12 protein-coding genes and 2 pseudogenes are annotated in these 17,808 nt (G+C 71.3%); 4 read left to right on the top strand and 10 right to left on the bottom strand.

The features are described from left to right. Positions 1-68: 68 nt before the first annotated feature. Together STRBO_RS0114645 and STRBO_RS0114640 are read right to left on the bottom strand one after the other, a co-directional pair. On the bottom strand, positions 69-1,835 hold the full coding sequence (locus tag STRBO_RS0114645) for an FAD/NAD(P)-binding protein (protein WP_005484983.1): 1,767 nt from the start codon (positions 1,833-1,835) through the stop codon (positions 69-71). A gap of 518 nt (positions 1,836-2,353) precedes the next feature. Beyond that, positions 2,354-3,580: a DUF5685 family protein gene (locus tag STRBO_RS0114640; RefSeq protein ID WP_078531619.1), complete on the bottom strand. Its 1,227-nt coding sequence runs from the start codon at positions 3,578-3,580 to the stop codon at positions 2,354-2,356. Between the two features lie 303 nt (positions 3,581-3,883). On the opposite strand from STRBO_RS0114640, the gene STRBO_RS0114635 reads away from it, so the two are divergent. Beyond that, positions 3,884-4,327 carry a cell division protein SepF gene (locus STRBO_RS0114635; protein WP_005484979.1) on the top strand — a complete coding sequence of 148 codons (444 nt, stop codon included), beginning with the start codon at positions 3,884-3,886 and terminating at the stop codon, positions 4,325-4,327. Positions 4,328-4,378: 51 nt separating this feature from the next. On the opposite strand, the gene STRBO_RS0114630 is transcribed toward STRBO_RS0114635, so the two are convergent. Both STRBO_RS0114630 and STRBO_RS0114625 read right to left on the bottom strand, forming a co-directional pair. Next, positions 4,379-5,569, bottom strand: a complete 1,191-nt coding sequence (locus tag STRBO_RS0114630) for an acyl-CoA dehydrogenase family protein (RefSeq protein WP_005484978.1) — start codon at positions 5,567-5,569, stop codon at positions 4,379-4,381. A 101-nt stretch (positions 5,570-5,670) separates the two neighbouring features. Beyond that, a complete protein-coding gene (locus STRBO_RS0114625; protein ID WP_005484977.1) occupies positions 5,671-7,281 on the bottom strand; it encodes an MFS transporter in 1,611 nt (536 codons plus the stop codon). Between the two features lie 335 nt (positions 7,282-7,616). Here STRBO_RS0114625 and STRBO_RS0114620 point away from each other — a divergent pair, with 335 nt between their 5' ends. Both STRBO_RS0114620 and STRBO_RS0114615 read left to right on the top strand, forming a co-directional pair. Further along, entirely contained in the window at positions 7,617-8,810 is a 1,194-nt protein-coding gene (locus tag STRBO_RS0114620) for a glycosyltransferase family 39 protein (RefSeq protein WP_005484975.1), read from the top strand. A gap of 239 nt (positions 8,811-9,049) precedes the next feature. After that, a complete protein-coding gene (locus STRBO_RS0114615) occupies positions 9,050-10,084 on the top strand; it encodes a phosphatase PAP2 family protein (protein ID WP_005484974.1) in 1,035 nt (344 codons plus the stop codon). 148 nt (positions 10,085-10,232) lie between these two features. Here STRBO_RS0114615 and STRBO_RS0114610 read toward each other — a convergent pair whose 3' ends face one another. Continuing rightward, the gene (locus STRBO_RS0114610) at positions 10,233-10,448 is read right to left on the bottom strand and encodes an I78 family peptidase inhibitor (RefSeq protein WP_020114372.1); all 216 of its coding nucleotides are present in this window, start codon (positions 10,446-10,448) and stop codon (positions 10,233-10,235) included. 377 nt (positions 10,449-10,825) lie between these two features. On the opposite strand from STRBO_RS0114610, the pseudogene ctaD reads away from it, so the two are divergent. Then, a pseudogene (gene ctaD / locus STRBO_RS0114605) lies at positions 10,826-12,397 on the top strand (aa3-type cytochrome oxidase subunit I); the annotation flags it as partial. Between the two features lies 1 nt (position 12,398). On the opposite strand, the pseudogene STRBO_RS40145 reads toward ctaD, so the two are convergent. The 5 genes and pseudogenes from STRBO_RS40145 to STRBO_RS0114580 all read right to left on the bottom strand — a co-directional run. Further along, positions 12,399-13,472: pseudogene (locus STRBO_RS40145) on the bottom strand (helix-turn-helix transcriptional regulator); the annotation flags it as partial. Between the two features lie 95 nt (positions 13,473-13,567). Continuing rightward, entirely contained in the window at positions 13,568-14,401 is an 834-nt protein-coding gene (locus tag STRBO_RS0114595) for a hypothetical protein (protein ID WP_020665548.1), read from the bottom strand. Beyond that, positions 14,401-15,672 (bottom strand): glycosyltransferase family 4 protein, encoded by a 1,272-nt coding sequence (locus STRBO_RS0114590; RefSeq protein ID WP_005484969.1) that lies wholly within the window; start codon positions 15,670-15,672, stop codon positions 14,401-14,403. Before STRBO_RS0114590 ends, STRBO_RS0114595 begins: the two co-directional genes overlap by 1 nt. Positions 15,673-15,863: 191 nt before the next feature. Further along, positions 15,864-17,156 carry an ABC transporter substrate-binding protein gene (locus tag STRBO_RS0114585; RefSeq protein WP_005484967.1) on the bottom strand — a complete coding sequence of 431 codons (1,293 nt, stop codon included), beginning with the start codon at positions 17,154-17,156 and terminating at the stop codon, positions 15,864-15,866. Next, positions 17,131-17,709, bottom strand: coding sequence for an MTB12 C-terminal domain-containing protein (locus tag STRBO_RS0114580; RefSeq protein WP_202499967.1), 579 nt, complete (start codon positions 17,707-17,709; stop codon positions 17,131-17,133). Before STRBO_RS0114580 ends, STRBO_RS0114585 begins: the two co-directional genes overlap by 26 nt. Between the last annotated feature and the right edge of the window lie 99 nt (positions 17,710-17,808).

Below are 17,808 nucleotides of genomic sequence, written 5' to 3'. Positions count from 1 at the left end.
GCGTTGCTCCGCCGTTCCCACTTCCGGCCGACCACCCGATCACCCGCTCCCGCGAGGACACCGCGCCCTCACGCGGCCACGCGGCACTCCAGGTCGCGCAGGACCGCGATTACGGCCCGAGCCGTCGCGTCGTTCTGCCGGAAGGCCGGGCCACCGGTACGCGGACGGGTGAAGGCCCCCGGTGTACGGCTGTTCGTGTAGGGCCCGAGCGCGAAGCGCCGGGGGTGGGGGCGTCCGGCCCGGTCCAGTACGCGCCCGTCCGCGGGGTCGACGGCGACCAGCCCCTCCGCCGTCTCGACGACACCCCCCTCGTCGTACAGCCCGCGCAGCAGCCCGTCGCGGACCCGGGCCACCGTCGGCTCCGGCAACCGCGCCTCGACCAGCGCCCTCGCCTCGACCGAGCCCCCGGGAACGGTGGGACTGGACGCCCGGAACACCCCGCCCTCGGCGGCCACACCCATGTCCGCGCCGACGAAGTGCAGGACGCCGGCCCGCGACAGGGCGAGCAGCTGCCGCAGCCGGGGACCCGGCGGCCCGGAGGCGAGGAAGCTGAAGAATCCGTGCCACCAGGTCCCGACGTCACCGAGCCGGATCAACTGCCCGTAGACGGACAGCAGCCCGAAGAAGACCCCGAGGTCGGCGCTGAAGGAGTCATCGTGGCGGCGGGCCAGGTCGGCCTCGACATAACCGCGCAGCCCGTCCTGGAACTCCTCGTGCGACCCGTATCTCACGCCCTCCAGCGGACGGTCCAGCGCGGCCAGGTCCAGCCGGTCGGCCACGTCCGGCACCGCCGACGCCACCAGCACCGCCCGTTCACCCGCGTCCGCCGCCGCGTACTTCTCCTCGAAGTCCGCCCAGGCCATGGCCGTCCGCTCGGGATGCGCCGTGAACAGCCGGTGGTAGTGCGCGAACCCCAGCTCCTTCTCCACCAACGGCCACACATCGCCCCGGAAGTCGAACCCGGCCGCCCGTGCCAGCAGTGCGTCGACCTCGGCCGGTCCGAAGAACCTGGGCAGGGGCGGCCGTTCCCCGTCCAGGTCGTACCCGATCTTCGAGTGGTACGGCACCCCGCGCCGCGACCCGACGTACAGCACGGGCTCTTGCCCGGACGGGTGGTACGTCAACTCCTCGTCCGCGTCCCCCTCGTGGCGCTCGTACCGCCCGCCGCGCCCCTCCGTCAACAGCACCAGCAGGTCGACGAAGGCGAGCCCGAAGCCCCGCACGAGCACCGGTTCCCCGGGGGCCAGCAGCGACAGGTCGCTGTCGGCGGTGAAGTCCGGCGGCAGGTGGACGAGCCCGTGGGCGCGGGCGTACTCCGCCAGTTCCCGCTGCTCGTCGTCGAGTTCGGCGTCCAGGTGACCGAGCGCGAGGATGACGAGATCCGCCGGCAGCGGCCGTGAGCGGCCCTCCAGCCACACCTGCTGACGCCCTTCGGCCGGTCCGCTCACCCGGAGTGCCCGCCGCGGATGATGGTGGACCGCGACCCCTTCGGGAAGATCGGCGACGGCGTTCTCGTGCACCCAGCGCAGATACTCGCCCTGTATGCGCCGGTCGGGAAAGAGCCGCCCGTCGAGCCCCGCCCACTCGTGCAGCGTGGGCCCTTCCCGTACGGGCCCGTCCATCCGCACCGTCTCGTCGGTGAACATGGTGACGTCCTCGGCCTGCGAGTTCATCCACAGCAGCGGCGACTGGTCCGCCCGCCAGATGCGCCCGGCCCCCGGCGGGTGCGGATCGACGAGATGGATGTCGAAGCCCGTGCCCGCGTACAGCTCACCGGCGTTGGCGGCGATCCGCTCGACCAGTCCGGTGGCACGCGGCCCGGCTCCGACGATCACCAGGGACGGGCGCGCGGAGAACGTGGCGTGAGGGGAGGAAGGAGGGTGAGGGGCGGAAGCAGAGTGGGGAGAGGAAGGAGAGGAGGGGAAGGAAGAGGCAGACGGCATGCGAAAGGCTCCGTGATGTCCGAGTCGAACACGGGTGCCTTCACACGGAGTGCGTCGATGGAGGCGGACGCGGGGGACCGAGCCCCTCAGCAGCGGTCTGCGCCGAGAGTACGGCGACCTTTCCCCTCACTGTCAAGGGTGTCCGAACTGTGGGCGCTCCGTCTCACGTCGGTTGACTCCCTCTCGGATGCCTGTTCCACTTGCTCCATGCATCCGCAGCAGTGGCTGGTCAAGCGCTCCCACATCGACTTCGGTCGAGTGTGGTCCTCCTCCTGTTGAGCTGAGCCGACCCCACCGCGCGCCCCGATTCCGAGGGGCGCCGTTCGCGTTCTCGTCCTTGGCCTTCACACACGCACGCCTCCCCTCGCGTACGCCTGTTCCTCGATGTTCCCCGCCGTCCGGCTGCCGTGTCAGCAGTCGCAAGCACAGCACTCGCACGCCTCGCAGCAGTCACAGTCGCAGTCCCGGCAGCAGCCCTCGCGCTTCTTCCGGGACCAGGGGCCCTCGTACTCCTTGGCACAGCACATCCGGCAGGTGCAGCACAGCAGGGTGAACATCCCGCACCCCGCCCAGAACCCCCGTCGCCGCGGCGGTTGCGGCTGCGGCACCCCGCCGAAGCCACCACCCCCGCCTGCCCCGAAGCCCCCACCACCGGCGAACGGATTGCCGCCCCCGCCGGCGTACGGTCCACCGGCGCCGCCCGCGTAGGGATTCCCGCCGCCCCCGGCGTACGGATCACCCGGCACCCGCGCCCCGCTCCCCCGATGCGCCGAACACACCGGCACCGCGCCGAAGGCCCGGTCCACCGACCTGCGCAACTCGTGCGCCAGCAACAGATGGGCCAGTCCGCCGTCGACGAAGTCAGCCTCACGCAGGGCGAGTCGGATGCCGTGCAGGGCGTCGTCGGCGAGCCGCCGGGCCTCGGTGAGCGAGGTCCCGGTGGCGGTCAGCGGGTTCCACGCGCCCGCGGCGGCGTCGGCGGTACGGTCCTCCACCGCGTCCAGCAGATGGGCGAGCCGTCCGAAAAGCCGTCCGGCCTCGGCGAGTGGTTCGGCGTTGCCCGGCCGTCCGGCCAGGATCGCGGTGTGGGCGAAAGCCGCCGCCGTGGCCGTCTCCGTCGGCTCGGTGACCGTCAGCAACGGGGTGCCCGGCCCGGCGAGCGCCTCGATGCCGAGCTGCCGGTCCACGGCGTCGACCAGCACGACCGTGTCGAACCCGAGGTCGGATCCCGTACGCGCCCCCGCGCGCCCCCAGTTCATCGCGATCCGGCGCGCGGCGTGCGCCACCGGCTTGCGCGCGAGCATTCCGTCCCCGTCGGCGACGTGGTCGCGGACCTTCGCGGAGGCGAGCACCAGCGAGACGGCGGCGGCGAGCCGCGCGCCCTCGCCCTGGGCGACGGAGGCGGTGCGCATCCCGCGCAGCGGGCAGGGCCCGGCGGTGCGCCGCCGTCCGGTGGTGGGCCCGGCCTGAGCTTCCGTCAGAACCGAGACCAGCAGGCCGTCATAATTGGTGACAACCCGGGCGAACTGCCCGTGGTCCGTGCGCAATGCGAGACACAGACCGCACAGATGCGCCATCCATTGCGCACGGAATCCTTCGCCGAGGCGATGACCGCAGGGCCTGACTATTCCGAACACGACACTCCCCCGTGTCTTCGCGCGCCGCCGCGTGCCCGCCGGCGTCGCGGCATCGTAGCCGCCGGAACGTTCACCCGGTCGGCCCCCGACTCACCCATACGCCGCGAACAATATTATTTCACTCACTGTCAGCAGGTGTGTACAGCGAAGCCCTTGGGGCACATGGACTCTCGACGAATTCGTTCTGCACCAGTACCGTCACGAAACCCCCGTGCGGCGTCTATCCACTTGGCGAGACATCCGCATCATGGACGACGATAGGGATGCGGAAAGCACGAAAGACCGCTGCGAGAGGAGGCGTCCATGGGATCGGTGCGCAAGGCGAGTGCCTGGCTTGGCCTCGTCGACGACAACGATGACGAGCGTTACTACGACGACGACTACGCCGATGAGCGGGAGTCCGGCTCCGGCGAGGCCTGGGTCACCGACCCTCGCGTCAAGGTGGCGTCCGAGTCCCCGCAGGACCACGGCCGCCGGATCGGCACGGTCACGCCGGACAGCTTCCGCGACGCCCGGCACATCGGCGAACTCTTCCGGGACGGCGTCCCGGTCATCATGAACCTCACGAACATGGACGCCGCCGACGCCAAGCGGGTCGTCGACTTCGCGGCCGGCCTGATCTTCGGTCTGCGCGGCTCGATCGAGCGGGTGTCCAACCGCGTGTTCCTGCTGACCCCGGCCGACACGGAGATCGTCAGCGGCGAGGTCGCGAGCCGTCCGGTCGACGGTTTCTTCAACCAGAGCTGAGGCAGGGCCGCTCGCCGGCGCGCCCCCCGGTCCGCGATCGTCCGACGCGGCTCACCGGAAGGCGTCGAGACCGGTGAGCGCCTTGCCCAGCACCAGTTGGTGCATTTCGACGGTGCCCTCGTAGGTGAGCACCGACTCCAGATTCGTCGCGTGCCGCATCACCGGGTACTCCAGGGAGATCCCGTTCGCGCCGAGAATCGTCCGGGCGGTACGGCAGATCTCGATCGCCTCTCGTACGTTGTTCAGCTTGCCGAAGCTGATCTGCTCGGGACGGAGCCGTCCCGCGTCCATCCGCCGCCCCAGATGGTGGGCGAGCAGAATCCCTTTGTGCAACTCGACCGCCATGTCGGCGAGTTTGGCCTGGGTGAGCTGGAATCCGCCGATCGGTTTCCCGAACTGCTCCCGGGTCCGGGCATAGGCGACGGCCGACTCGAAACAGGACCGCGCGGCGCCCATCGACCCCCACACGATTCCGTAGCGGGCGTGCGAAAGACAACTCAAGGGGCCTTTCAGTCCCCTGACCTCCGGCAGTACGGCGTCCTGCGGCAACCGCACGTCGTCCAGGACGAGTTCACTGGTGACGGAGGCGCGCAGGGACCACTTGTGCTTGATCTCCGGCGCGGAGAACCCTGCGGTGTCCGTGGGCACGACGAACCCCCGCACGCCCTCCTCGGTCTGCGCCCACACCACGGCGACCCCGGCGACGGACCCGTTCGTGATCCACATCTTCCGCCCGTTCAGGACCCAGTCGCCGCCGTCGCGCTTGGCGTACGTCCGCATCGACGCCGGGTCGGAACCGTGGTCGGGCTCGGTGAGGCCGAAGCATCCGATGACCTCGCCGGAGGCCATGCGCGGCAGCCACGCCCCCTTCTGCTCCTCGCTGCCGAAGCGGTGGACGGCGTACATCGCGAGCGACCCCTGCACGGACACGAGCGACCGGATCCCCGAGTCCGCCGCCTCCAGCTCCAGACAGGCGAGCCCGTACTGCACGGCACTGGCCCCGGCGCACCCGTACCCCCGGAGCGACATCCCGAGCGCCCCGATCGCGCCCAACTCCCGGGCCAGCTCCCGGATCTCGGGCAGCTCCCCCCGCTCGTACCACTCGGCGACCCGGGGCAGCACCCGGTCCGCCGCCCAACTGCGCACGGTGTCCCGCACGGCGAGGTCCTCGGGGTCGAGCAGATCGTCGAGGCCGAGGAAATCGGCGGGGTCGAAGGACGGCGACTTCGCGGGCGCGGCCATGGGGAAACCTCCGGCTCGTAAAACTAGCGGTGCTCAGCACATTACCCATGGACCGGGCGCCCCGACTCCACCGGACCACGACGCCGGGAGGCCGCCGCGGCTCAGCGCATCGACTCCGCGCGCACGGACGGCGCCGCCTTGGCCTCCCGCGGACCCGGCAGGTCCGCGGCGGCCCCGCACTCCATCCCCCGGGGCAGCCTGAGGGCCATCACCGCGCCGAGCACCAGCAGCGCCGCGCTCACCAGCAGCGTCATGTGCAGCCCATGGACGAAGGAGTCCCGGGCGGCGTGCCGCAGCGCCTCGCCCGAGGGGCCGCCGAGGCGGTCCGCGACCTCGTACGCCTCGCCGAGCGAGTGCCCGGCGGCGGCGGAGGCCGACGACGGCACCCCCGGCACGGACGAAAGCCCGGGTGTGTACGCCGCGTTCATCACACTCCCGAGAAGCGCGATCCCGATACCGGCGCCCAGCTGGTACGAGGTCTCGCCGATCGCCGCCGCTCCGCCCGCCGAGGAGGCCGGCGCCTCGCTCAGCATCGACTCGTACGCGCCGAAGAGGGTCGTCTCCAGGCCGAAGCCCAGCAGCACGAATCCGGCGAGCAGCAGGCCCGCGTTGTCGTGGCGCCCCATGGCCGTCAGCAGGACGACCGCGAAGGCGGTGAGGCAGAAGCCGGCGCAGACCATGCGGCGCGGCCCGAAGCGGTGCAGCAGATGGGAGCCGACGAGCCCGGCGGTCATCGCGGCGATGGTCAGCGGCAGCAGGCGCAGCCCGGTCTCCAGGGGGGACAGCCCGAGGACCAGTTGCAGATACTGCGCGGCGATCAGCTCCAGCCCGACCAGCGCGAGCATCGCGAGGACGATGCAGCCGACCGAGGTGCTGAACGCGGGGCGGGCGAACATCCGCAGGTCGACCAGCGGATGCGTCCGGCGCCGCTGCCGTCGTACGAACGCGGTCAGCAGGCCGGCGCCGCCGAGGAGGGCGAGCGCGGTGCCCGGGTCGAACGGCGGGTGTCCGCCACCGAGCCGCTTCACCGCGAGGACGACGCCGAAGAGACCGACGGCCGCCATCAGGGCGCCGATCACGTCCCAGGGTCCGTCGCGGTCGCCCGTGGACTCGGGCAGCAGCAGCCGTCCGATGGGCAGGCTCACGAGCATCAGCGGGATGTTGACCAGGAAGACCGAGCCCCACCAGAAGTGCTCCAGCAGGAATCCGCCGAGCAGCGGTCCGACGGCCGCGCCGACGGCGGCGACGGCGCTCCAGACGCCGATGGCGAGCGCCCGTTCGCGCCGGTCGGGGAAGACCTGGCGCAGGATCGACAGCGTGGCGGGCATGATCATCGCGCCGCCGACGCCGAGCAGGGCGCGGGCCGCGATCAGGACCTGGGGGTTGTCGGCGAAGGCGGCGAGGCCGGAGGCGACGCCGAAGAGGGTGTATCCGAGAAGGAGGATCCGTCTGCGGCCGACCCGGTCGCCGAGCGTGCCGAACAGGATCAGCAGCGAGGCGCAGACCAGCGGGTAGACGTCGACGATCCAGAGCAGCTCCATGCCGCTCGGCCTGATGTCCTCGGTGACGGCGGGGACCGCCACGTGCAGCACGGTGGCGTCGACGGCGACCAGCAGGAGACTGACGCACAGGACGACGAGGACGACCCAGCGGTTGGCATCGGCCCCGGTGCCCGGACGGCGTCGTGCGGCGGCCGTGGGCGTCCCGGACATGTACGTACCTCCCAGAATGCTCTCGCGTTCGGCGGAACCACGGGGTGGGGACTCCCCTGCGGCCACGGCCCGGAAGGAGCGGCGTCCCGGACCCGCGCAACGAAAGGCGAGCGAGCCGTCAGCGTACGCGAGTCCCGGCCGGTGAAGGGTGGCGGGTGTCTCATGGAACCCTCATGTGACATGTGGCATACGCCACGCCCCGAGCCGTCCACCGGTCCTCCCCGACTCCTTCATCACTCGTCCGTGGCTCCCCTGCGGCTCGCCGCCGCCGTCCACCCCGGCCCACCACGCGGTGACGTCCCGACCGGTTCCCGGCTCCGCCGATAATCGAGCGCGTGACCGATCTTGCTACGCGCCCGGCGCCGCCCTCCTGGAGGCGGGCCGCCCCCGCGCTCCTCGGGTACGCCGCCGTGCGCGCCCTGGGCCTCGTCGCCCTCGCCGGGTGGAGCGCGGCACGCGACAAGAGCGCGTGGACGCTGCTGTCCGCCCGCTGGGACTCGCTCTGGTACACGCGCGTCGCCGAACTCGGTTACGGCTACGAGGTGCGCCTGCCGAACGGCGACGTCCACTCGAACCTGGCGTTCTTCCCCCTGCTCCCCTGGCTGGAGCGGGCGGTGTCGGCGGTGACCCCGCTGTCGTACGCCCACGCCGGCCTGGTGGTGGGCACACTGGCCTCGCTCGCCGCGGCCTGGGGGATCTTCGCGGTCGCCGGCCATGTGTACGGCAGGCGGGTCGGTGTCTGCGCCGTCCTGCTGTGGGCCGTGCTGCCGGTCGGGATCGTGCAGTCGATGGCGTACACGGAGTCGCTGTTCACCGCGCTGGCCGCCTGGTCGCTGTACGCCGTCCTGACCGGCCGCTGGGTGACGGCGGGCGCCCTGGCCGCCCTGGCCGGGCTGACCCGCCCGGTGGGGCTCGCGGTGGTCGCGGCACTCTGGGCGGCGGCGATCGCGTCGTACGTACGGGACCGGCGACACGCACCCGTTCCGCCGGCCGAACGGAGCCGGAGTGCCGAGGCGTCGGACGGCGCTCGGCACTGGCCACGCGCCCTCGGGATGCTCCTCGCACCCCTGGGGGCCGTCGGGTACGTCCTGTGGGTCGGCCGGCACACGGGCAAGGGGCCGCTCGGCTACCTCGAGGTTCAAGCGGGGTGGCGCAACGGCTTCGACGGCGGCTACGCCTTCGCGCGTTTCGTCACCGACAAGTTCACGTCGTTCCCCTCGGCCCTGGCGGGTGTCGGACTGATCATCGGAGTGGCGTTGATCATTTGGCTGTACGCGGTGTGCGTACGGCAGGGGCAGCCGCTGTCGTTGCTGGTCTACGCGGGGGTCGTCACCGCGCTGGCGCTGTGCGCGTCGAGCTACTTCGGTTCCAAGCCCCGGCTGCTGATGCCGGCCTTCCCCCTGCTGCTGCCCCTCGCCCGGGCCCTCGCCGGAGCGCGTACCGCCAGGTCAGCGGCGATCGTCGGGGCCGCCGGGGTGGTGTCGGCCCTCTACGGGGCGTTCTGGCTGAACGGCTCGGGTCCGCCCTGACCGGCCGGCCACGGACCGCGAGCGAACGGGTAATTCCACGCAAGCATTCGGTGAACGAATTCAAAAGGGTCGCAAAACGACCGGTCCGTATTCGGCCATGGAATTGAAGGCCAAGTGGCGCAACGATTTATCATTCAGCAGAAATAAACATCAATATGAGAGGAATCCCACATCACGGCGTCATCACAAAGCCGGTGATTCACGCCGCGTCGGAGCTCACTCGCTGTAACGTCGATTGAGTGCGTACCGAACCTAAGCCGACCCGTCTGGACCGGGTCTTCTCCAGGCTGGACCGTGAGCCGGAACGACCGGCTCACATCGATGTGCCGGGGATGACCCGGCACCGGGTGGTGCTCTTCGCCTCCACCCTGGCCTTCTACGTGGCCATCGTGTGGGCCGTCGTGATCACCTCGTGGCTGGTCCGGCTCGACTGGCAGATCATGTTCTTCCGGCCGTACCAGCAGTGGCAGCAGATCCACGCCTTCCTGGACTACTACGTCGTCCTGGGCCAGCGCGGCCCCACCGCCGTGATGGTCGCCGCCTGGCTGGGCTGGCGCTCGTGGAGACAGCACACCCTGCGCCCGATGCTGGCGCTCGGTGTCTCGCTGCTGCTGCTGAACATCACGGTCGGCGCCGCCAAGATCGGCATGGGCCGGCTCGGCCCGCACTACGCCACCGAGATCGGCGCCAACGAGATGTGGCTCGGCGGCGACATATTTCCTTCGGGACACACCGCCAACGCCGTGGTGACCTGGGGCATCCTGGCCTATCTGGCGTCGACGCCGAGGGCCAGGCGCTGGCTGTCCGCGCTGTCCGCCGTGATCTCGCTCGGGGTCGGCCTCACCACGGTGTACCTCGGTACGCACTGGCTGAGCGACGTCCTGCTGGGCTGGGCCGCCGGTCTGCTGATCATGCTGGCCCTGCCCTGGTTCGAGCCGCTGATCGCCCGCGCCGAGGTCTGGATCTTCTCGCTGCGCGACAGCTTGCGCGACCGTCGTACGGCACCCGCGTCGGCTCCGGCGCCCGCACCCGCCCCCGCAGCGGTGGGAACGGCCGTGGCGCGAGGGCACGTCGAGGAGCCCGCGACCGTCCGGGAGACCGGCATCGCGGCCCGCGCCGCCCATTCGCCGATCATGCCGCTGCACCTGTCCACCGGACCCCATCTGGCCAGGTCGGAGAGGGCCCCGGTCACCCCGACCGGCTCCCGCCGGCCGCCACACGCCGACCGCGTCGCGCACAACGCGACCCCGGCCCGCCCGGTCGCGGGCGGCTGACACGAGGCAGCGGGGCCCGGTACGCACAGCCCATGCCCCGCACGGACGAAGGCCCGGCTCGCCACGAGCCGGGCCTTCGTCCGTCCCGGGCCTCAGGGCCTGCGACCTGGACCGGGGGCCTCTCGTCCCGGGTCCGCGACATCGGCCCTCAGCCCTTCCAGGCGCGTCTCACCCGGCCGTCCTCGACCTCCAGGTTCAGCCGCCCGAAGCGGTACTCCATGGTGATGATCGCTCCTGGCGGCAGCTTTCTGACGGTGGACCAGCCGTGTTCCACGGCTCGGCGCTCGGCGTCCGGCGCCTGGAGTCCGACGTACGCGCCGGGGTCGTCCCGGGGTTCTTCTGAGGGGGTGGGAATCGGTGCCATGACCGCCACGGTAGGCGGCCGGAGCTCCGCTGTCCCCCCGCCGTCACGCTTCTGTCACAGAACCACGACACCCGTTTCGGCCCAACACAGTCACACGTACGAGCGGTTCCTTACACCTTCCTCGTGCTGTCGAACGGAATTCCCGGGCACTTCGGCACCATCGCGAATAGCCCGTCGGAAAGCTGTCCGGGCCGTGTGTGTCCGGTGCATGTCCAGCCTTTTCCCACCGATTACCGGACGGCTGCCAAAAGCTCCCGCCTCATGGGAAATACACGGTTCCCGCACACTTCCCCCGTACGCCCCCTGTCGGCGCGACGGGGGCGCGAGCATCATGGCGTGCGGCACGGGCCCAGGACGCGGCGGCGAAGGGGCGAGCGATGGGGACCGAGACCGTACAGGCGGTGGCACGACCCATGGGGGCGAGGACGCCGGGGCGGGTGGTGGTCGACTGGCTGACCACGACGGACCACAAGAAGATCGGCCATCTCTACCTGGTCACGTCGTTCCTGTTCTTCCTGGCGGCCGGTCTGATGGCGCTGGTGATGCGGGCCGAACTGGCCCGGCCGGGCACACAGATCGTGGACAACGAACAGTTCAACCAGCTGTTCACCCTGCACGGCACGATCATGCTGCTGCTCTTCGCGACACCGACCTTCGCCGGGTTCGCCAACGAGATCATGCCGCTGCAGATCGGCGCGCCCGACGTGGCCTTCCCCCGGCTGAACATGCTGTCGTACTGGCTGTTCCTGTTCGGCGGGCTCATCGTGATGGGCTCGCTGCTGGTGCCGTCGGGGCCCGCCGACTTCGGGTGGTTCGCCTACGCGCCGCTGAACAGTGCGGAACGCTCGCCGGGGATCGGGGCCGACATGTGGATCATGGGGCTCGCGCTGGCCGGCTTCGGGACGATCCTCGGCGCGGTGAACTTCCTGACCACGATCATCGGGATGCGCGCGCCCGGCATGACCATGTTCCGGATGCCGATCTTCACCTGGAACACGCTGTTCACGTCGATCCTGATCCTGATGGCGTTCCCGGTGCTCGCCGCCGCGCTCCTGGTGCTGGAGGCGGACCGGCGGTTCGGCTCGCAGGTCTTCGACGCCGCCAACGGAGGCGCGCTGCTGTGGCAGCACCTGTTCTGGTTCTTCGGGCACCCCGAGGTCTACATCATCGCCCTCCCCTTCTTCGGGATCATCACGGAGATCATCCCGGTCTTCAGCCGCAAGCCGATCTTCGGCTATCTGACGCTGGTCGGGGCCACGATGGCGATCACCGGACTCTCGGTGGTCGTGTGGGCCCACCACATGTTCGCCACGGGCGCGGTGCTGCTGCCGTTCTTCTCGTTCATGAGCTTCCTGATCGCCGTGCCGACGGGGGTGAAGTTCTTCAACTGGACGGGGACGATGCTGAAGGGCTCCCTGTCGTTCGAGACACCGATGCTGTGGGCGACCGGCTTCCTGGTGTCGTTCCTGTTCGGTGGTCTGACGGGGGTGATCCTGGCCTCCCCGCCGATGGACTTCCACGTCACCGACTCGTACTTCGTGGTCGCGCACTTCCACTACGTCGTCTTCGGCACGGTCGTCTTCGCGACCTTCGCGGGGTTCTACTTCTGGTGGCCCAAGTTCACCGGCAAGATGCTCGACGAACGGCTCGGCAAGATCCAGTTCTGGACCCTCTTCGTCGGCTTCCACACCACGTTCCTGGTGCAGCACTGGCTGGGCGCCGAGGGCATGCCACGGCGGTACGCCGACTATCTGGCGGCCGACGGCTTCACGGCGCTGAACACGATCTCGACGATCGGCGCGTTCCTGCTGGGCATGTCCACGCTCCCCTTCCTCTACAACGTCTGGCGGACCTCCCGGTACGGCGTGCCGGTCGACGCCGACGACCCGTGGGGCTACGGCCGGTCGCTGGAGTGGGCGACCTCGTGCCCGCCGCCGCGCCACAACTTCGTGACGCTGCCCCGGGTCCGCTCCGAGGCGCCGGCGTTCGACCTGCACCATCCGAGGTTCGCGGCGATCACGCCGCCCCAGACCCGGAAGGGCCAGGGGCGGACGCCGCATCCCCGGTTCGGTCAAGAGCGGCCGACAGGCGGTCCCGGAGAGTCCTGATGGTGCCGGTCAGGTTCGGCGCCCCGGTGCGCAGCAGGCAGCTGTGCTCGTCGTAGGCCTCCAGGGTGCCCGCCGAGGGCGAGATCAGTTCGGCCGCCTCGTGCAGCGGCACCAGCAGCCGTACGACGGCGTGCGAGGCGTACACCGTCGTGGAGACCCCTCGGGAGACGTACGCGGCGAGGTCCTCGGCCGGTGGCTCGCGCGGGGTGAAGCGCGGGCCGTGCGGCGGCGTGGGTGTGACCCGGTCCACGCGGAAGGTGCGCCAGCCGACCCGGTCGACGTCCCAGGCGACCAGGTACCAGCGGCGCTCCGTGCACACCAGGCGGTGCGGCTCGACGGTACGGCGGGTGGCGGCGCCGATGGGGCCCCCGGTCGAGCAGGTTCGGGACTGGGGGAGGTCGCGGTACTCGAAGCGCAGCCGCTCGGCGTCCCGGCAGGCGTTGGCGAGTCCGGTGAGCACCCCGGGGTCGATCGCGGAGAGCCGGGGGCCGCGCAGCAGCGGCACGGTGAAGGCGTTCAGGGCGCCCACCCGGCGGCGCAGGCGGTGCGGCAGTACCTGTTCGAGCTTGGCGAGGGCGCGCACGGAGGACTCGCCGATGCCGTCGATGCCCTGCCCGGCGGCCGAGCGCAGCCCGACGGCCACCGCGACGGCCTCCTCGTCGTCGAGGAGCAGCGGCGGCAGTTCGGCCCCGGCGCCGAGCTGGTAGCCAGCCCGTGCCGGGGCTGGCGTTGACGGGGTGGCCCAGCTCGCGCAGCCGGTCCACGTCGCGGCGGACCGTGCGCGCGGTGACCCCGAGGCGGCCGGCCAGGTCCGAGCCGGACCTCCCCCACTGCCTGAAGGGCGTGGGCGGTGCCCCCAGCGGTGGGCCTGCAGGAGCGAGAGCAGTCGTAGCAGCCGTGCCGATGTCTCCGACATGGGGCGAGTCTGTCAGCGGTCGAGGACAGGTCGTGTCCTCGACCGCTGAAGACCGTTGAACCGGCCCGCTCCGTTCAGCTCGACATGCGGTCGGTTCAGCTCACGGCGACGACCGTGACGGACAGGTCGTTGTCGGCCGTGTAGCAGGGCACGGCCTCGACCGGGCCGTGCCCGGTCTCGACCCGCTTCCCGGGGTAGACGAGAACGGGTGCCTTCTCGACGATGTCGTCGAGCAGGCGCGCCACGCGCGCCCGCGGGCCGGACTCCCCCCGCAGGCGCAGCCACAGGTCCCAGGTGCCCGGCCGCAGCTCGCCGTAGGCCACGGTGAAACGCAGGCCGCCCCGGTCGTCCGGGACGAGGTCGGCCCGGACGGGGGGCGCTGCCCCCGCCCGGTCGGTGACCTCGGCGTACGCCTCGGGCGTGGGCTCGGCGCCGTACGCCCGGACCGTCACCTCCAGCCCGTCGTCGCCCACGTGGAGGGCGCCCGCCTCGGCGTGCGGGGAGCGCTCCCAGCTGCGGATGCTGAGGTTGCCGTGCTTGGTGCCGTACGGGATGCGGACCGCGACCCGGCCGGTGGTGGCCGCGGGCGCGCGGTCGACGAGGGAGCGCAGGTCGTTGAGGCCGGGGAAGAGCCGGTGCGGTTCGTCGTCGGCGACCTGGAGGTAGACGTCCCAGCGGCCCTCGGGGACGTCCATGCTGCTGGGCAACGCGGCCCGCAGGCGGCCGTCCCCGGCCGGGGTGAGCGGCAGGCGCACCTTCCGGTCACTGTCGCGCAGGAGGAGGACGAGGTGGGCGGCGTCCGTCACGCCCTTGCCTGCGAGGTCGAAGGTCAGGCCGCCGGCGAAGTCGGCGACGCAGTCGGCGCGCGGGGGCACGGCCCTGTCCTCCTGGTCGTCGCGGTGCGTGGGCCGCCGCGGAGCCAGCGTCATCATGCGGTCCGGGCCTTCCTGATCGCGGAGCGGGCGGAGCGTCCGGCACCCCGAACGGTGTACGCACTGCCGAGCAGAGCACCACGGGTGCGGTGCAGTGAGCCGCGCACCCGGCCCCATGGCGAGGCACCGCCCCGGGCGAGGAGGTCGCCGAAGAGCGTCTCGTAGCGTTCGGCGATGCGGGACGGGTCGAAGCGCTCGGAGTCCTGGAGCGCGGCGTGCGCCATCTGCCGCCGCTTGTCGTCGTCGTTGATGAGTTCCAGCAGACCGTCGGCGATGGCCGGGACGCTGCCGACCTCGACCAGACGGCCGTCGACGCCGTCCTCGATGATCTCGCCGGGGCCGTGCGGGCAGTTGGTGGAGACCACCGGCAGTCCGCAGCGCATGGCCTCCACGATCGTCATGCCGAACGACTCCAGGCTGGAGGTGACGGCCGCGATGGAACCCTTGGCCCACTCCGGCTCGATGGGGGTGGCGGGCCCCATCAGGTACACGTGGTTGTAGAGGTCCAACTTGTCGACGAGTGAGCGGAGTTTGTCCTTCTGCTTGCCTCCGCCGTAGATCCGCAGGCGCCAGTCGGGCCGCTCCTGACGGACCTTGTCGAAGGCCTTGACGAGCAGGTCGTAGCGTTTGACGGGCGCGAGCCGCCCGGCGGCGACGACCCACTTGCCGGAGCCGTCGGCCGGGTCGATGCCCGGCGCGGGCACCGGGTTGGGCACGGCCTCCAGGCGGACGCCGGGCAGCCGCATCTTCGCGCGGTACGCGCGCGCGTCCGCCTCGGTGGTCGTGGTGAACGCGTCGAGCCGCGGGTAGGCGCCGCGCAGGGTGGCGCGCAGGGCCGGGGAGTGGCTGTCGAGCGTGAGGTGCTCCTGGCCGACACGGACGGGCCCACGTCGGGTCTGCCGGGCCATGTGCACGTTCAGCCCGGGGCGGGTGCCGACCAGGACGTCGGCGTCGACCGAGGCGAGGTGCTCGGCGATGCGCCGGTCGGTCATGGCGCTGTACTGGCCGTAGCGGCCCTCGGCGCGCGGGAAGACCTTGGCGGGGCGCCGCAGGTCGGGGTGCCCCTTGTCCGCGCCGCCCTGCCGGATGTCGACGAGGCCCCGCAGCCGCACCCTCGGATCGACGTCGAACACCGGCTCGTCACGATGGCGGAAGACGGAGACGATCTCCACGTCGTGCTGTTCGGCCAGGGTGTTCGCGAGGTTGTACGTCGTCCGGATCGTTCCCCCGATGCCATACGCGTTGTGTATGAGGAAAGAAATGTGCATGCGTCCCCCGAACCTCTGATTTCCCTGGTCATCCGTTGATTTCCCCGGTCATCCGTTCATGGCGGTGCTGGTCCACCACCACCCGCTTAGACCCGGCATCCCTGGGAATGGTTGGAAGGCATCATCAACTTGTGCTGCAACGGTTGCCCGATCGATAGCCGGATGAGGGAACCTGTTCGCCGCTCAACGCATCAGGGGCTATAGGGCAGTTGCGGAACGTCGAAGCAGGTGTCGTTCATGTCCCCCTGGCCCGTCCACCCCTTCCCGTCCTGCCAGCGGGCCACCGAGACACAGGTCCGGCGGGTCCTCGGCGGCTCGGTGAGCCGCTCGAAGCGGACGGGCACGAGCAGCCCGTCGGCGCTGTAGGGCTCGTCGCGGTTCATGAAGCGGTCGACGCACGCGCGCGTGACGCCTTCCCCGCTCCCGGCGCACGAGCGCGCCGCGTCCGTGAACCACATCGCGGCGGCCCAGCCCTCCAACTGCCACTGGGAGTGCGTCCTGAGACCCTTCGTCGCGTCGCGGAACTCCCGTACGGCCCGGTCCTGGCCGTCCGCGTGGTTGCGGCTGGAGCCGGTGGCCCACAGGGCGTTGCGGCAGTGCGGGGCGTCCGCGTAGTCCTCGGCGATCGTGGAGGTCCAGTTCTGCACGTGGGTGACCTTGGCGGTGAGTTCGACGCCCGCCGCGTCCAGCGCCGCGCAGAGCCGGGCGTTGCCGTGGCCGTCGATGGCGTCGAACACCAGGTCCACGTCCCGCTCCTTGATGTCGGCGGCCACCGCGCGGAAGTTTGGCAGCGCGAAGTCGACCTGCTCGGTGATCACCTCGTATCCCTCGGCCCTGAGCCCCCGCACGACCAGGCGCGCGTACGCCGCCGACGCGGGCTGGTTGTACGAGACCACGGCGGCGGTGCGGGCGCCCTGCTCACGCGCGAAGTAGCGGTAGACCTCGGTGCCGCCGTACTGCTTCCCGTCCCAGCCCGTCGTGCCGTTCCGGGGCGCGAGGCTGCCGTAGACGCTGTAGAGGTACGGGTAGGTGTCGTAGGCCGGGCCGATGGGCTGGCCGCCGATGTCGGGCACGCGCGCGCGGGCGACGCGGGAGGCGCCCGCGTAGTCGAGGGCGGTGGTGGCGACGAGCGCCACCACGCCGTCCTCCTCGACGAGCCGGTGCACGCACTCGTTGTTGCCGACGCCGCTGCCCCCGTCGTCGCACTCCCGCACCTCGACCCGGCGGCCGTCGATGCCCCCGCGCGCGTTGAGCGCGGCGAAGTAGGCCTTCGCCCCGTCGCGCGGCCCGGTGAACGCGGTGCCGCCCACCGGGCTGGTGACGCTGGTGATGATCCCGACGCGCAGCGGCTCCGCGCCCGCCGACGCCGTGGTGCCGTCCCGGCGTTCGAAGTCGCTCTCCGGGAGCCGGCTGCCGCATGCCGTCACCAGCAGGAGCAGCAGGCCCGCGGCGGCCGTCTCAGCAGCCCGGACCCGGTGTCGCATTGCCGCTCAGCGCGACCAGTCCGCACAGCGTCTTGACGGAGATCTTCCAGGTGCCGTCCTGCTCGACGGCCGTGCCCGCCGCGTCCGGCAGGGCCGTGGCACCCTCCAGCAGCAGCGTGTACGTCACGTCCGCCCCGGTCGCCGAGGTGAACGTGACCTTCCGCACCTCGGCCTCCACCTGCCCGCCGCGTTCGTCCCCGCTGAAGGCCGCGAGGACCGGGCCCATCTCGTCGCCGTTCTCCAGCACGGCCTGCTTCTGCTTGGTGGAGGTGGCCGGGTCGAAGAACGTCTTCCAGTTCTCCTTGATCTGCTTCTCGGCCGCCGCCGTGTCCCCGGGCCCGCTCGCGGTGACGGTCGTTTCGCCGGGCTCCTCGGTCGTCCGTTCCACGGTCGGCGTGGGCGGCGTCGTGTCACCGCCCACGCCGCTGTCGTCGCTGCACGCCGCGAGGGCCGGGGCGAGGAGGAGGACCAGGGCGGCCGCCAAGGCCGTGCCCCGTCCCGCCGCCGCGGGCCCGCGCCCGCTCGCCCGCCTGAGGTCGCTCCCGAGAACCATCTGGCTCACCACCGGGTGTCGGTCCGGGCGGTCGACGCCCGGTGCTTTCAGGGTCAGGTTGCAGGGGGCATAGTGCAAGCCATCGGCTGAGATGGACAG

Origin of the sequence: Streptomyces bottropensis ATCC 25435 (genome assembly GCF_000383595.1) — a bacterium.
GTDB classification, from domain to species: domain Bacteria; phylum Actinomycetota; class Actinomycetes; order Streptomycetales; family Streptomycetaceae; genus Streptomyces; species Streptomyces bottropensis.
The sequence above is the reverse complement of the archived record's forward strand: the minus strand, read 5'-3'. Positions and strand labels throughout refer to the sequence as shown.

Coding starts and splice junctions, on each gene's coding strand:
- STRBO_RS0114635 (WP_005484979.1), top strand. CDS start 3,884: ATGGGATCGGTGCGCAAGGCGAGTGCCTGGCTTGGCCTCGTCGACGAC.
- STRBO_RS0114630 (WP_005484978.1), bottom strand. CDS start 5,569: ATGGCCGCGCCCGCGAAGTCGCCGTCCTTCGACCCCGCCGATTTCCTC.
- STRBO_RS0114625 (WP_005484977.1), bottom strand. CDS start 7,281: ATGTCCGGGACGCCCACGGCCGCCGCACGACGCCGTCCGGGCACCGGG.
- STRBO_RS0114610 (WP_020114372.1), bottom strand. CDS start 10,448: ATGGCACCGATTCCCACCCCCTCAGAAGAACCCCGGGACGACCCCGGC.
- STRBO_RS0114595 (WP_020665548.1), bottom strand. CDS start 14,401: ATGACGCTGGCTCCGCGGCGGCCCACGCACCGCGACGACCAGGAGGAC.
- STRBO_RS0114590 (WP_005484969.1), bottom strand. CDS start 15,672: ATGCACATTTCTTTCCTCATACACAACGCGTATGGCATCGGGGGAACG.
- STRBO_RS0114585 (WP_005484967.1), bottom strand. CDS start 17,156: ATGCGACACCGGGTCCGGGCTGCTGAGACGGCCGCCGCGGGCCTGCTG.
- STRBO_RS0114580 (WP_202499967.1), bottom strand. CDS start 17,709: ATGGTTCTCGGGAGCGACCTCAGGCGGGCGAGCGGGCGCGGGCCCGCG.